14 protein-coding genes are annotated in these 13,485 nt (G+C 73.6%); 8 read left to right on the forward strand and 6 right to left on the reverse strand.

Going from position 1 to position 13,485, the window contains the following annotated elements:
* Window positions 1–55: 55 nt before the first annotated feature.
* The gene (locus tag ACQEVU_RS32505; RefSeq protein ID WP_433330295.1) at window positions 56–391 is read left to right on the forward strand and encodes a YciI family protein; all 336 of its coding nucleotides are present in this window, start codon (window positions 56–58) and stop codon (window positions 389–391) included.
* Window positions 388–1,662: an RNA polymerase sigma factor gene (locus ACQEVU_RS32510; protein ID WP_433330297.1), complete on the forward strand. Its 1,275-nt coding sequence runs from the start codon at window positions 388–390 to the stop codon at window positions 1,660–1,662. The genes ACQEVU_RS32505 and ACQEVU_RS32510 overlap by 4 nt, the downstream gene beginning before the upstream one ends.
* A gap of 100 nt (window positions 1,663–1,762) precedes the next feature.
* Here ACQEVU_RS32510 and ACQEVU_RS32515 read toward each other — a convergent pair whose 3' ends face one another.
* Complete coding sequence (locus tag ACQEVU_RS32515) at window positions 1,763–3,034, reverse strand: FUSC family protein (RefSeq protein WP_433330299.1); 1,272 nt, start codon at window positions 3,032–3,034, stop codon at window positions 1,763–1,765.
* A 56-nt stretch (window positions 3,035–3,090) separates the two neighbouring features.
* Here ACQEVU_RS32515 and ACQEVU_RS32520 point away from each other — a divergent pair, with 56 nt between their 5' ends.
* On the forward strand, window positions 3,091–3,525 hold the full coding sequence (locus ACQEVU_RS32520) for a MarR family winged helix-turn-helix transcriptional regulator (protein ID WP_433330301.1): 435 nt from the start codon (window positions 3,091–3,093) through the stop codon (window positions 3,523–3,525).
* A gap of 11 nt (window positions 3,526–3,536) precedes the next feature.
* Here ACQEVU_RS32520 and ACQEVU_RS32525 read toward each other — a convergent pair whose 3' ends face one another.
* Window positions 3,537–4,145 carry an MBL fold metallo-hydrolase gene (locus tag ACQEVU_RS32525; RefSeq protein WP_433330303.1) on the reverse strand — a complete coding sequence of 203 codons (609 nt, stop codon included), beginning with the start codon at window positions 4,143–4,145 and terminating at the stop codon, window positions 3,537–3,539.
* Between the two features lie 18 nt (window positions 4,146–4,163).
* On the opposite strand from ACQEVU_RS32525, the gene ACQEVU_RS32530 reads away from it, so the two are divergent.
* Complete coding sequence (locus ACQEVU_RS32530) at window positions 4,164–4,628, forward strand: hypothetical protein (protein WP_433330305.1); 465 nt, start codon at window positions 4,164–4,166, stop codon at window positions 4,626–4,628.
* Here the strand turns inward: ACQEVU_RS32530 and ACQEVU_RS32535 are convergent.
* On the reverse strand, window positions 4,625–5,158 hold the full coding sequence (locus ACQEVU_RS32535; RefSeq protein ID WP_433330307.1) for an orotate phosphoribosyltransferase: 534 nt from the start codon (window positions 5,156–5,158) through the stop codon (window positions 4,625–4,627). The genes ACQEVU_RS32530 and ACQEVU_RS32535 overlap by 4 nt on opposite strands.
* Before the next feature lie 66 nt (window positions 5,159–5,224).
* Here ACQEVU_RS32535 and ACQEVU_RS32540 point away from each other — a divergent pair, with 66 nt between their 5' ends.
* On the forward strand, window positions 5,225–5,638 hold the full coding sequence (locus tag ACQEVU_RS32540) for a PLD nuclease N-terminal domain-containing protein (RefSeq protein WP_433330309.1): 414 nt from the start codon (window positions 5,225–5,227) through the stop codon (window positions 5,636–5,638).
* Here ACQEVU_RS32540 and ACQEVU_RS32545 read toward each other — a convergent pair.
* A complete protein-coding gene (locus ACQEVU_RS32545; RefSeq protein WP_433330311.1) occupies window positions 5,633–6,478 on the reverse strand; it encodes a dihydrodipicolinate synthase family protein in 846 nt (281 codons plus the stop codon). The two genes, ACQEVU_RS32540 and ACQEVU_RS32545, sit on opposite strands and share 6 nt — an antisense overlap.
* A 72-nt stretch (window positions 6,479–6,550) precedes the next feature.
* Here ACQEVU_RS32545 and ACQEVU_RS32550 point away from each other — a divergent pair, with 72 nt between their 5' ends.
* The 3 genes from ACQEVU_RS32550 to ACQEVU_RS32560 all read left to right on the forward strand — a co-directional run bounded on the left by ACQEVU_RS32550 (window position 6,551) and on the right by ACQEVU_RS32560 (window position 10,663).
* Complete coding sequence (locus tag ACQEVU_RS32550) at window positions 6,551–7,414, forward strand: LysR family transcriptional regulator (protein ID WP_433330313.1); 864 nt, start codon at window positions 6,551–6,553, stop codon at window positions 7,412–7,414.
* A 563-nt stretch (window positions 7,415–7,977) separates the two neighbouring features.
* Window positions 7,978–9,405 (forward strand): DUF1800 domain-containing protein, encoded by a 1,428-nt coding sequence (locus ACQEVU_RS32555; RefSeq protein WP_433330315.1) that lies wholly within the window; start codon window positions 7,978–7,980, stop codon window positions 9,403–9,405.
* Between the two features lie 31 nt (window positions 9,406–9,436).
* The gene (locus tag ACQEVU_RS32560; RefSeq protein WP_433330317.1) at window positions 9,437–10,663 is read left to right on the forward strand and encodes a DUF1501 domain-containing protein; all 1,227 of its coding nucleotides are present in this window, start codon (window positions 9,437–9,439) and stop codon (window positions 10,661–10,663) included.
* Here ACQEVU_RS32560 and ACQEVU_RS32565 read toward each other — a convergent pair.
* Together ACQEVU_RS32565 and ACQEVU_RS32570 are read right to left on the reverse strand one after the other, a co-directional pair.
* Window positions 10,641–11,555: a phosphotransferase gene (locus ACQEVU_RS32565; RefSeq protein WP_433330319.1), complete on the reverse strand. Its 915-nt coding sequence runs from the start codon at window positions 11,553–11,555 to the stop codon at window positions 10,641–10,643. The two genes, ACQEVU_RS32560 and ACQEVU_RS32565, sit on opposite strands and share 23 nt — an antisense overlap.
* Window positions 11,556–12,036: 481 nt before the next feature.
* Window positions 12,037–13,458 (reverse strand): MFS transporter, encoded by a 1,422-nt coding sequence (locus ACQEVU_RS32570; protein WP_433330321.1) that lies wholly within the window; start codon window positions 13,456–13,458, stop codon window positions 12,037–12,039.
* Window positions 13,459–13,485: the final 27 nt, after the last annotated feature.

Raw genomic sequence — 13,485 nt, forward strand, 5'->3', positions numbered from 1 at the left:
CGGCACCCGTTCGTCACTAGGGTTGAAGCGACTTCCGATGAAGGGAAAATCCCTGATGAAGTACATGATGTTCGTCTGCAGCGACACCGAGCCCGACACCGACAAGTCGAACGAGCCCGACATCGAGCTGTGGGTGTCGGAGAACGACTCGGCCGGGCGGCGGGTCATGGGTTCGGTCCTGGGGCCCGCGGAGGCGGCCACCACGGTCCGCGTGCGCAACGGCGAGCTGCTCGTCACCGACGGGCCGTTCGCCGAGACGAAGGAGGTCATCGTCGGCTTCGACCTGCTCGAGTGCGCCGACCTGGACGAGGCGATCGCGGTCGCGCGGGCCCACCCGATGGCCCGCGGCGGGCGGCTCGAGATCCGGCCGCTCGTCGACCTCGAGCGGTGACGTCGCGCCCCTCGGTCCCGGCTGCCGCCGCGGTGGACGCCACCGCGGCGGCGGTCGCGTCGGCGGCCCGGGAGGCGTATCCGCGCATCGTCGGGGCGCTGATCCGCATGACCGGCGACTGGGACCTCGCGGAGGACTGCGCGCAGGAGGCGATGACGGCGGCGCTGCAGCGGTGGCCCTCCGGCGGGGTGCCGGACAACCCGGCGGCGTGGCTGATGACGGCGGCGCGCAACCGGGCCGTCGACGTGCTGCGGCGGGCCAGCGTGGAGCGGGGGAAGCTGCGCGACGTCGCCGTGCTCGAGCGGGGGGAGCCGGCGCCGGGCGACGCCTCCGGGTTTCCCGACGACCGGCTGCGGCTGGTGTTCACGTGCTGCCACCCGGCGCTGCCGCTCGAGGCGCGGGTGGCGTTGACGCTGAGGATCGTGTGCGGTGTGCCGACGGGGGACATCGCGCGGGCGTTCCTGGTGTCGGAGGCCACGATGACGCGGCGGCTGACGCGGGCGAAGGCGAAGATCGCGCAGGCGGGGATCCCGTACCGGGTGCCGGAGGGGGCGGCGCTCGCGGAGCGGCTGCCCGGCGTGCTCGGGGTGCTCTATCTGTTGTTCACGAACGGGTACAACGCGGACGGGTCGCCGGCCTTCGCCGACGAGGCGATCCGGCTCGCGCGGCTGCTCGGGGCGCTGCTGCCCCGGGCCGCCGCCGCGACCGATCTATCCGAAATTTCCGGGCTTCTGGCGCTGTTTCTCTTCCAGCACTCGCGGCGGGCGGCGCGGCGCGACGGCGACGGGCGGCTGCTCACGCTCGAGCAGCAGGACCGGGCGCTGTGGGATCACGCCGCCATCGCCGAGGGGGTCGCGATCCTGGCCGCCCTCGACGCGCGGCCGTCCGGCGGCGACGGGCCGTACACGCTGCAGGCCCGCATCGCCGCCTGTCATGCCACCGCGAGCAGCGCCGCGCAGACCGACTGGACGCGGATCGCCGAGTGCTACGACGCGCTGTACGCGCGGCAGCCCACGCCCGTCATCGCGCTCAACCGGGCCGTGGCGCACGGTTACGCGCACGGGCCGCGGGCGGGCCTGGCCCTGCTGGCCGCCGCCCGGGCCTCCGGGGCGCTCGACGACTATCCGCACGCGATCGCGGCCGAGGCCGACCTCACCGGGCGCGACGGGGACCGGGCGCGCGCGGCCGCGTTGTTCCGGCAGGCGGCCGGGCTGGCCCATGCGGATGCCGAACGCCAGGCGTTGCTGGCGCGGGCGGCCGAGTACGAGTAGGGGTCTTGGCACCGCGGACCTGGCCGAGGGCCGCCAGGCCCGAGTTTTGTCTGGTGGGAACAACGGTCGTCAGTTGCACGGACCCGAGTCCCGGCCCTGTTTATGCAACGGGCACCGGAGCCGGACGGCCGGCCGCGGCGCGCAGGTCGTCCGCCACCTCCGACAGGGTCTTGCGGACGCGGCGCAGCGCGGCCGGGTCCTGCGGGCGCTCGGCCAGGGTCCGCAGGTCGGGCAGCGCGGCCGTCAGCGCGTCGACCCACATCAGCTCGCGGCGCTCGCGGAGGCGGCGGATCGCCAGCAGCGGCGCAGCGGCCTCGCGCAGCGCGGCGACCTGGCGCTGGGCCAGGGCGTAGTCGCCGTCGCGGGCCGAGCGCAGCGCCTCGGCGGTGCGCTTGCGCAGGACCGCGCCCGTGCGGATCGGCGCCAGCAGCGTCGCCGGCAGGATCGCGCACAGCGCGCCGATCAGGACCGCCAGGAGGCGGGCGCCGAGCAGCGGCAGCGCGGCCGTGCCGGACACGCCGAGCAGCGAGTACAGCAGCGCGAGCGCGGCCGTGACGCCCGCGGCCCACCAGGCGTAGCCGAACTGACGCAGGTAGTACGCGGCGGCCAGGATCGCCAGCAGCAGCGCCACGGCCACGGCCGGGCGCTCGCCGATCGCCAGCGCCAGGACCGTGGCGACCAGCGTGCCGCCGAGCGCGCCCAGGGTGCGGTGGGCGCCCCTGAGCAGCGCGTCGCCGCGCGAGCGCGCCGCCGCGCCGACCGTGTAGGCGCTGATCACGGTCCACGCCCAGTGCTCACCGAAGCACGTCTGGCCGATCGCGAACGCCAGCGTCAGCGCGAGGGCCGACTGGACGCCGCGCCAGACGTGGACGCGGGCAGGGGCCGTGCTCGGCAGTTCCTCTTCCGCATCGGTACGCCGGATCAGCCGCGCCAGCAGCACATACGCCTCGGCCACGAAGACGGCCAGGGTCGCCCACGCCAGCGTCTGCGCCGGATGCGGGCCGGGGTTGACCGGGGCGAGCAGCATGCCGATGAGCGGCAGGACCAGGGCGCGGCCCAGCCGGCCGGCCGCCGGGCCGAGGGCGCGGGCCGCGGTGGCGGCGGCGACCGCCACGACGAAGAAGGCGTCGCCGTACGCGTGGGCGGCGTGGAACAGCACGGCGAAGGCGGCCACGACGACCGCGCCGACCGGGACCAGCAGCAGGCGCCAGGGGCCGCCGCCGTGCGCGGCGCGGCCGGACATGAGGCTGACCGCGGCGCCGAGCACGACGATGCCGATGCCGGTGTGCGCGGCGCCGGCGACCGGGATGAGCGTGGCGACGGTGGCGAGGACCGGCGCGAAGCCGGCCATCGCGGACCAGATATTACGCACATGCTGAATATCGCAGCGCGGTACGGTGAGCGTCAAGCTCGTGACGTGAGGCGCCGGTGGAACCTGATCCCGACCTGTCCGCGGCCCGCGCGGTGCGCCGCGCCACCCAGCGGCTCTCGCGCCGGCTGCAGCTGCAGCGCGCGCCCGACGGGCTGAGCCTGACGAAGATCAGCATGCTGTCGCACCTGGCGCGCAAGGGGCCGCTGACCGCCGGGGCGCTCGCCGCCGCCGACCGGCTGCAGCCACAGTCGGTCACGCGCGTGCTCGCCGACCTCGAGGCCGACGGGCACATCCGGCGGCTGGACAACCCGGCCGACAAGCGGCAGCGGGTGTTCGCGATCAGCGACGAGGGGCGCGCGGCGCTGCGCGCGGACATGCGGCTGCGCGACGAGTGGCTCGCCGCGGTCATGGCCGGCGAGCTGAGCCCGGGCGAGCGCGACGCGCTCCTGCACGCCGCCGCGATCCTGGAGCGTCTCGCCGACGCCGGCTGACGCGTGTCCGGTCAGTCCTCGATGCCGGGCGCCTCGGCGCCGATCGTGGTGTCGGGGCCGTGGCCGGTGTGCACGATCGTCTCCGGCGGCAGGGTCAGCAGACGGGACCGGATCGATGCGAGGATGGTCGGGCGGTCGGAGAACGAGCGGCCGGTCGCGCCGGGGCCGCCCTGGAAGAGGGTGTCGCCGGAGAAGACGACGCCCAGCTCAGGGGCGTGCAGGCAGACGGCGCCGGGGCTGTGGCCGGGGGTGTGCAGCACGTGCAGCTGCGCGCCGCCTACCCGGATGACGTCGCCGTCGGTAAGGTGCGTGTTCGGTTCGAGAGCGGGGTGCCTCATGTGCCACAGCGGCAGATCGTCCGGGTGCAGCAGGATCGGCGCGCCGGTGTGCAGCGCCACCTCGGGCGCGGCATCGATGTGGTCGTCATGACCGTGGGTGCACACGATCGCGAGGGCACGGCGACCGCCGAGCGCGTCCACGATCGCCCCCGCGTCGTGGGCGGCGTCGATGACCACGGCCTCCTCGTCGTCACCGACGATCCAGACGTTGTTGTCGACGTCAAAGGTCTCCCCGTCCAGGGAGAACGTGCCCGACGTGACCAGCCGCTCGATGCGCACCATAGGACCCAACCCTATGTCGTGACGATCCGCGACGACGTGCAGGTCGGCCCCTACGCCTATCGCGTGTTGCGCCTGGCCCGCCCGTCCCGCGGCGCCGTGCTCATCCGCGACCGCGAGCTGTGCGTGTCGCGCCGCGAGGGCCTGCGGATGCTCGCCCTGGCCGAGCTCGCCGCCGAGCGCACCATCGTCGTGTTCCCGGTCCGCGACGAGCGCGGCATCCCCCGCGACCTGGTCCTCGCCGACGAGTCGCTGAAGTTCCCGGCGGCGCGCTGGTCCGACGTGCGGGCCCGGCTCGGCGCCGGCCGCCGGGAGCGGCACGTCAAGCGCGAGCCGGCCGGGCCGCCGCCGAAGCGCCGGAGTCCGGCCCGCCCCGAGGCGGCCCGCAACGCGCTGCTGATCCCGGTCGACGCGCACCGCACCGACGTCGAGCGGCTGCGGCGGGGCGAGCTCGACCTCGGGTACTTGCGCGTCGCGCTCGCCTAGCCCCGCGGCGTCGACTCGTCGAGGTCCGCGCGGGTGAAGGCGGCCCGCAGCTCGATGCCCTCGGCGGCGAGGGCCTCGGCGCCGCCCTCCTGCCGGTCGATGACGCACAGCGCGTGCCCGATGTCGGCGCCGAGCGCGCGCAGCTCGGCCGCCGACAGCAGGACCTGGCCGCCGGAGGTCACCACGTCCTCGACGAGCACCACCCGCCGGCCGGCGACGTCGGCGCCCTCGGCGAGGCGGCGGGTGCCGTAGGGCTTCGCCGCCTTGCGCACGAACGCGCACGGCAGGCCCGCGTGCCGGGCCACGGCCACCACGACGGCGATGCCGCCCATCTCGAGCCCGGCGAGGACCTCGGTGCCGGGCGGGATCAGCGCGGCCACGCGCGCCGCGACCTCGTCCAGCAGGCGCGGGTCGGCCTCGAAGCGGTACTTGTCGAAGTACTCGGTCGCCGTGCGCCCCGAGCGCAGGACGAACTGCCCGGTCAGGCGGCAGGTGCCGGCGATACGCGCGGCCAGGTCGGTATCGGTCACACGGCCGATCCTGCCAAACGCCCGGCGGGACAACACACGGCGCCGGGTTCCGGCATGATGTCCGGCGTGATTCGCCTCTATGGTCTGCTGTTCCTGATCGACCTCGTCATGCTCGTGGTCGCGCTGATCGACTGCCTGTCGACGGACGAGTACCTGGTGCGCAACCTGCCGAAGATCGCCTGGGTCTTCATCATCCTGCTGTTCTCGCCGGTCGGCTGGATCGCCTGGTTCGTTGCCGGCCGCCCGCAGCAGGCGGCCCGGGCCGGCGCCGGCGCGCAGTGGCGCCCGGGCGCGGGCTTCCCCGAGGACCAGCGCCCGTCGCGGCAGCGCCGGCTCGCCCCAGACGACGACCCGGAGTTCCTGCGCGAAATCGCCCGCAACCGCAAGGCGGACGAGGAGATGTTCTCCAAGTGGGAGGCCGACCTGCGCCGCCGCGAGGAGGAGCTGCGCAAGCGCGAGGAGCGCAAGGGCGACTCATAGCAGGGCGAGCGCGGCGTCGCGCGCCGCGTCGCCGGCCGGCAGCAGCGGCAGCCGCACCGCGGCGGTCGCGATGCGCCCCTGCGCGTGCAGCACCGCCTTGATCACCGCCGGGTTCGGCTCGGCGAACAGCGCCGCCGACAGCGCCGCGAGCCCGCCGCCGAGCCCGCGCGCCGCCTTCGCGTCGCCGTCCCGCCAGGCTTCGTAGAGGGCGACGTACGAGGCGGTGGCCACGTGCGCCGAGGCGAGGATGCCGCCGCTCGCCCCGAGCGCCAGCAGCGGGGAGATGACGGCGTCGTCGCCGCCGAGGATGCTGCGGTCGGTGGCGCCCAGCAGCGCGACGGTGTCGCCCGTGATCGGCCCGTCGGAGAGCTTCATGCCGATCACGTTCGGGATCGACAGCACCTCCAGCACGGTGGCCGGCGAGAGCGTCTGCCCCGTGCGGTACGGCACGTGGTACACCACGACCGGCACCGCCGACGCCGCCGCCACAGCCCGGAAGTGCGCGACGACCCCCGCCTCCCCCGGCCGCGTGTACGGCGGGACGACCACCATCGCCGCCACCCCGTCGGGCAGCGCCGCCACCTCGGCCGCGCACGCCGCGGTCGAGCTGCCCCCGACCCCGACCAGCAGTGGTGCGCCCAGCTCGCGGCAGGCGCCGACGACCTCGGCCCGCTCGGCCGGCGTCAGCGTGGCGGGCTCGCCGGTCGTGCCGAGCGCGACGAGCCCCGCCGCGCCGTCGCCGAGCACCGACTCCCCCAGCCGCCGCAGCGCCTTGATGTCGACGCCGCCGCCGGCGTCGAAGGGGGTCACGAGCGGTACGAAGATCCCATGCAGCTCCATGCCGTCCAGCGTCGCCCGCTCCCGAGCGCAAGGTCCAGTTCATATTCGCACCGTCGAGCGTAAGCTGAGCTGATGCTCGACGTCCGCCGCCTGCGCCTGCTGCGCGACCTCTCCCAGCACGGCACGATCGCGGCGGTCGCGGCCGCCCACCGGTACACCCCGTCGGCGATCTCGCAGCAGCTCGCCGCCCTGGAGCGGGAGGCCGGCGTGCCCCTGCTGGCCCGCACCGGCCGCCGCGTGACCCTCACCCCGGCCGGCGTGGTGCTGGCGACCCACGCCGAGGAGGTCCTGGCCGCCCTCGAACGCGCCGGCGCCGCCGTCGTCGCCACCCGCACGGGCCTGTCGGGCCCGCTGCGCATCGGCGCGTTCCCGACCGCGATGCGCACGCTGCTGCTGCCCGCCCTGGTCGCGCTGGCCGCCGCCCACCCGGCCCTCGAGCTGGCGGTGCAGGAGCTGGACCCGGCCGCGGTACCCGCATTGCTGCGCGACGACGCCCTGGACGTGGCCCTGGTGCACGATTACGACCTGGTCCCCATCGAGCCGGACCCCGCCCTGCGGACCGCTCCCCTGCTCGAGGAGACGATCTTCATCGCCGCCGCCGGCCCGCGCTCGCTGCCGGAGTGCCGCGACGAACCGTGGATCCTCGCCAGCCGCGGCACGCTGTGCCACACCATGACGGTGCGGGCGTGCGAGGCCGCCGGCTTCACCCCGCGCGTACGCCACCACGCCGACGACTTCGTCACCGTCCTCACGTTCGTCGCCGCCGGCCAGGGGGTGGCCCTGGTGCCGGAGCTGGCCGCGACGGACGTGCCGGCCGGCGTGGTGCTCACGCCGCTGCCGACGCGGCGCCGCACCCGGCTGGCGTTCCGGGCCGGCTCCGCCGCGCATCCGGCGGTCGTCGCCTTCGCCCACGCGTTGGGCGCCACACTCCCCTGAACCACCCCGCCCCGATTGCCACCCCCGCCGCCCAGCGCGTCGTGGTCGCGCACGCCCTCGTCCGCCGGGGCGCTGCGTTCGCCGCCAGCGCCGCGATCGCCGACGGCCGAACGGTCCGCAGCAGTCGCGGCCCAGCGGATCGCAGTGCTGCCTCAGTCGCGGCACCTTGATCTCCGCGACCCAAACGACCACGGCACCGTTGATGTTCACGGCACGCAAGACCCATCGCAGCGGGCGTTGCACCGCCTTGAGCGGCGTCTTCACGGCCGGCGAGCATTTGCGACAAGTCGGGCGCTGGCGCGCCACGACTTGTCGGATTTATACCCCGACAGGCGAAAAATGCTGATAAGTTGCGGCGCGAACCGCCCGACTTATCCGCCGCGTCGCGACCTGTCGGACTTATGCCCTGACAGGCGATAAATCCGTTAAGTCGTGGCGCGCCAGCGCCCGACTTAACGGGAGTCGCCCCGGACGAGCGCCGACCAGTTGGCTGCACGGCGCAGTACGGTTGCCGGGCGGGTACAGGCGTCAAGGCCGGCATGACGTGTGCCGACGTAAGGCGCGTGACCAGCTTCACCCCCGCCGATCCGGTGCTGCATCTGCTGCGGCGTGCCACGTACGGGCCGACGCCCGAGAGCGAGAGCGAGCTTCGCAAGCTCGGCGCCGCCGCGTGGCTCGAGCGGCAGCTCAACCCGGCGTCGATCGATGACGCCGCGTGCGATGCCGTGCTCTCGAAGTACACCTTGATCCAGAAGGACATCGCGGGCGTCCGCGCGCTCGTGCAGGGCGGCGCGCTCAAGTCCGGGGCGTGGGACGTCATGCAGCAACTCGGCACCGCCGCGGTCGCGCGGGCGGCGTGGAGCAGGCGGCAGCTGTTCGAGCTCATGGTGGACTTCTGGTCGAACCACCTCAACGTGACGTGCCCGTCCGGCGAGGTGTGGGACAGCCGGGGCGCGTACGACGCCATTGTGCGCAGGTTTGCGCTCGGGCGGTTCGCGGATCTGCTCAAGGCGTCGATGACCGCGCCCGCCATGCTGTCCTATCTGGACAACCGGTCCTCGACGAAGGCCAAGCCGAACGAGAACTACGCCCGCGAGCTCATGGAGCTGCACACGGTCGGGCTGGTGTACACCGAGAACGACGTCAGGGACGCCGCGCGGCTGCTGACCGGGCTCACCGTCGACGGCAAGACCGGGCTGTACCGCTTCGACGCCAACCAGCACGCGACCGGGCCGGTCACGATCCTCGGCTGGCGCCACGACAACGCGACCGCGGGCGGCGGCGAGGCGGCCGCGCTCGCCTTCGCCGACATGCTGGCCGCGCACCCGGCGACGGCCGAGCGCATCGCCCGCAAGCTCTGCGTCCGCTTCGTCTCCGACGACCCGCCGGCCGCCCTCGTGTCGAGGCTTTCCCAGGTGTACCTCCAGCAGAACACCGCCATCGTCCCGGTCCTGCGCGCCCTCTTCACCTCGGCGGAGTTCGCGGCGGCGAACGGCGCCAAGCTGCGCACGCCGCTGGAGGACCTGGCCGCCACCGTGCGCGTGCTCGGCATCGGCCCGTCGGCGGACATGACCGCGGTGCGCGGCCTCTACAACTACCTGGCCGACATGGGCCACGCGCCGCTGCGCTGGGCGCCGCCGAACGGCTACCCGGACGTGGCCGCCGCCTGGGCCGCGCCGTCGGGGCTGCTCATCCGCTGGAACGCGCACCTGAACCTGGCCGCCGGTTGGTATCCCAAGCAGCTGACCCGGCCCGTGTCGACGCTCGCGTACCTCGTGCCGAGCCTGCCGGCGACCCACGGCGCGCTCGTCGACCAGCTCGCCACACGGCTCGTCGGGCAGCCCCTCGCCCCCGCCCACGCGGCCGCGGTGCTGTCGTTCCTCGGCAAGACGGCGGCGAGCCCGCTCAAGGCCACCGACCCGGCGATCACCGGCCGCCTCCCGCACGTCGTCGCGCTGATGCTGGACTCGCCCTACTTCCTGTACCGCTGAAATCCGCTCTTCGTTCTTTGGGGTTCACGACATGCTTGCTGACTGCTGCGTCTCCCGCCGCGGGGTGCTCACGATCGGCGCCGGCGCCGCGCTGACCGGCCTGATCGGCGAGGGCCTGTCGACCCGGCTGGCCTTCGCCGGTACCCCGTACACCGGAGACACCCTCGTCGTGCTGTCGCTGCGGGGCGGCTTCGACGGCCTCTCCGCGATCGTGCCCATCGGCGACGCCGAGTACTACAAGGCGCGGCCGAACATCGCGGTACCGAAGACGAACGTCATCGCCGGGGACGCCATGTTCGGCCTGCACCCCGCGTTCGCCCCGCTGCAGGCGCGCTGGGCGGCCGGCACGTTCGGCGCGGTGCACGCGGTCGGCCAGCCCAACCCGTCCCGCTCGCACTTCCAGGCGATGGAGGACATGGAGCGCGCCGCCGCCGGCACGTCGATCCGCACCGGCTGGCTGGACCGCACGCTCGGCGTCGCGGGCGCGTCGTTCCCGATGGCCGGCGTGGCCATGGGCACGAGCTCGCCCGCGCGCCTGCTGTCCGGCCCGGCCCCGTCGCTGAGCATGCTCGGCGTCGACTCGTTCAAGCTCAACGGCAACGACGCGAAGACCCCGATGATGGGTACCCTGACGAAGCTCTTCGACGGCGCCCCCGACCTGCTCGCCCAGCCGGCCCGCGCCGTCGGCCAGACCCTCGGCACGGTCGGCGCCCTGCCCGCCTACACGCCGGCCGCCACCTACCCCGCGACCGCGCTCGGCAACGCCCTGCGCGACGTCGCCCGCCTCGTCAAGGGCAACGTCGGCCTGATGGCCGCCGCCGTCGACTTCGGCGACTGGGACATGCACGAGGCGCTCGGGACGGCGGTGAAGGGCCAGCGGATGTACGACCACCTGACCGAGCTGGCCCTGGCCCTCGACGCCTTCGCCACCGACCTCGGCGACGCGTTCACCCGGGTCACCCTCGTCACGCTGAGCGAGTTCGGCCGCCGCGTGGCCGAGAACGGCTCCCGCGGCGTCGACCACGGCAACGGCAACGCGATGCTGCTGCTGGGCGGCGGCGTGCGGGGCGGCCGGGTACACGGAACCTGGCCCGGCCTGGCCCCCGCCAACCTGACGGCCGGCGACCTCACGGCGACGACCGACTACCGCACCGTCATCGGCGAGATCCTGCAGCGCCGCTGCGGCCTCGGCGCGCTGACCGAGGTGTTCCCGAACGCCGCCTCGGCCGCCCCGCTCAACGTGGTGTCGGCGCGCTGACCCGGTCCCGCAGCCAGGCCACCATGACGCCGGCCTGATCCCGCTGGAACTTCCGCAGCGTCGGCAGCCCCACCGGCGCCGGCCGCCGCGCCCGGTCGGCAAAGAGCGCGGCCACCCCGGCCACGCACCCGGTGATCTCCTCGGGACGGGCGTCGATGACGCCGTCGTCGAGCCACCCGCCGTACAGCCGGACGTTGAGCACCAGGGTGAGCGTGTCGAACCACTTCGGCCCCGCGCAGCCGAACGGCCAGTCGACGACGACCACCGATCCGTCGTCGCGGACGAGCAGGTTGTCGGCCCTGACGTCGCCGTGCACGAGGTAGTCGCCCTCGAGCGCCGCGAGCCCCTGCTGGGCGAGCTCGTCGAACAGGCCGAGGTTATCGTTGACCCACGGCCCGAGGCTCTCGTCCGGTTCGGCCGCGAGCCGGCGCCACCCCGCGAAGTCGTCGGCGCAACCGTCCTGCAGGCGCGGGAGCCCCTGGACCGGTACCGCGAGCCGGCGCAACGCCTCGAGCACCGCTTCGACCTCGGCGTCCACCCACGGCGTGTGCGGATGACGCCCTTCGACGTCCTCGTAGACCAGGGCGACCCAGTCTCCGTCATCGTGTACGCCAAGCAGCCGCGGCGTCGGGAGGCCACCCGGCAGCCGCCGCACGATCCCGGCCTCGGCCCGGTGCAACTCCACGCTGTGCTCGTTGAGCCCGCTGCCGACGGCTTTGACGAACGCCCGCCGCCCCGACGCGGTGACGACCCGGTCGGCGGTGCCGGGTGAGAAGCCCCCTATCTGCGAGACGCTCTCGACCACGGCTTCCCCGAGCACGCCGGCGATCCCGTCTTGCACGCTGCGCGGCAGGTCACCCCAGCCGATCCGCACCCCGGACGCTTGCACCATGCTTCCGGATCCTCCCCGGCGCCGCGGCGTCGCGTCCACTGGATATCGGTTCGCCGTGAATACCCTGGATGCCCCAAGTGACAAATCCCGCCACGCGCCGCTCGGATCGGCTCTTCACGGCCGGAAAGTGTCATACGTCGTGGGTAGGCTGAACGCATAAAACAGGCCAGGGCGGCGGGCGAGGGGTGTCGCGGGTGCACTGATCAGAAACGGACAGGGCGAGAGCTGGTCGACCGGGTGACATTGGGACGCGCGAACGGAGGGGCCGCACGCGGGCACGCGCGAGGGGCGGTCGACCGGGAGGAGGCCGCACGCGAGGCGCGGGCGCCAGGGCGACCGCGAGGGGCGGGCGCTGGGCGGGCTTTCCGGAAGACCAGACGCGCTCGGGAAGTCCACGCGCGGCTTGACGGACGATCAGTCACGCTCGACGACGCCGGCAACGCCCACGAACCCTGATCTCACGCCACGATTGGCCGGTTGCTCACTCTGACGGTGCCCTGCGGGGCATCAGGGCGACGACCGGGAGGCTGAGGGTGGTGACGGCCAGAACGACGATCAGCGTGACTTTCATCGCGTGGGCCAGTCCGGAGGTCGCGGCTTGGAAGAAGATCGACGCGACCGCGGCCGAGCCGATCGCTGACGCGAGTTGCTGGATCGAGCTGAACGAGCCGCTGGCACTGCCGGCCTCGTCGGGTTTAGCGTCGCCGAGAGCGACGGTGGGGATCGTGGCGAAGCTGAGGCCGATGCCAACGCCGATGACGAACAGCGCCGGGGCCAGCGCCCAGAGGCTGACGTTCGTCCCGGAGTGAGCGACGAGGGCCAGAACCCAGCCGCAACCGACGAGGTCGACGGTGAGGCCGATGAAGACGAGCCGGCGGCCGAGCCTGGCAACCAGGCCACCCATGGCGGCGAACCCGGCGGCGACGAGCCCCAGGGTGAGCGGTAACAGGCCGAGCGAGGTGTCCCGCGCGCTGACGTGCAACCCCTCCTGCAGGAAGAGCGACAGCACGAAGATCAGGCCGGTGCCGGCGGCGACGGCGACCAGGCACACGAGCAATCCGGACGTGAAACCCCGGTTCTTCATGAGCGAGGGCTTGATGAGCGGGTGGGTCGCGGTCCGCTGGCGGTAGGCGACGGCCGCGAAGAACAGGACTCCGACGATGATCGAGACGACGGGGACGGCGGTCCAGCCGTTGGTCGAGCCCTCGATCAGGCCGAACAGCAGCCCGAGCATGGTTACCGCAAGCAGGCCGGAGCCCCAGCCGTCGACGACGGCGGACCGGTCGCCGTCGTCGTCACGCGGCAGGATCCTGGCGGCCATGACCAGCCCGATGATGCCGAGGATGATGTTGGCGAGGAAGATCGGGCGCCAGGACAGGCCCAACAGGTCGGCGCTGATGATGAAGCCGGCCAGGACCGGGGTGCCGACACTGGACAGGGCGAGCACCGGGCCGAACAACCCGAACGCCCTGGCGAGCATGTCACGGTCGAACGCTTTCGCCATGATCGCCATGCCCTGCGGGATCAGGAGAGCGCCGAACGCTCCCTGAGCGACCCGGGCGGCGATGAGCAGGGTCGGGTCGGGTGAGAACCCGGCGACCGCCGAGGCCAGGGTGAATCCGCTGATGCCGATCAGGAAGAGCCTGCGCTGGCCGAACTTGTCACCCAGCCGTCCGCCGAGCACGAGCAGGACGCCCATGGCGAGCATGTACGCCGGGCCCAACCACTTGATCAGGCTCTCCCCGCCGTTGAGCTCGCGGGCGATGGTCGGGGCGGCGATGTTCGTGACCGTTGCGTCGATCACGTCGAGAGCGTCGGCAAGCAGCACCAAGCCGAGGATCGCCCACATCAGGCGACTGGAGCGGCGTGTGGTGTCGGTGCCCGGCTCCGCCAGCGTAGTCATGAGGAACGTCCTTCACGCTCGGGCGCC

It is taken from the genome of Dactylosporangium sp. CA-139066 (assembly GCF_050936175.1).
In the GTDB taxonomy this organism is placed as follows: domain Bacteria; phylum Actinomycetota; class Actinomycetes; order Mycobacteriales; family Micromonosporaceae; genus Dactylosporangium.

What these genes read in the sequence shown, in the direction of transcription:
- ACQEVU_RS32505 (WP_433330295.1), top strand. Translation starts at nt 56, where the DNA reads ATGAAGTACATGATGTTCGTCTGCAGCGACACCGAGCCCGACACCGAC.
- ACQEVU_RS32525 (WP_433330303.1), bottom strand. Translation starts at nt 4,145, where the DNA reads ATGGTGCGCATCGAGCGGCTGGTCACGTCGGGCACGTTCTCCCTGGAC.
- ACQEVU_RS32545 (WP_433330311.1), bottom strand. Translation starts at nt 6,478, where the DNA reads ATGGAGCTGCATGGGATCTTCGTACCGCTCGTGACCCCCTTCGACGCC.
- ACQEVU_RS32550 (WP_433330313.1), top strand. Translation starts at nt 6,551, where the DNA reads ATGCTCGACGTCCGCCGCCTGCGCCTGCTGCGCGACCTCTCCCAGCAC.
- ACQEVU_RS32560 (WP_433330317.1), top strand. Translation starts at nt 9,437, where the DNA reads ATGCTTGCTGACTGCTGCGTCTCCCGCCGCGGGGTGCTCACGATCGGC.
- ACQEVU_RS32565 (WP_433330319.1), bottom strand. Translation starts at nt 11,555, where the DNA reads ATGGTGCAAGCGTCCGGGGTGCGGATCGGCTGGGGTGACCTGCCGCGC.
- ACQEVU_RS32570 (WP_433330321.1), bottom strand. Translation starts at nt 13,458, where the DNA reads ATGACTACGCTGGCGGAGCCGGGCACCGACACCACACGCCGCTCCAGT.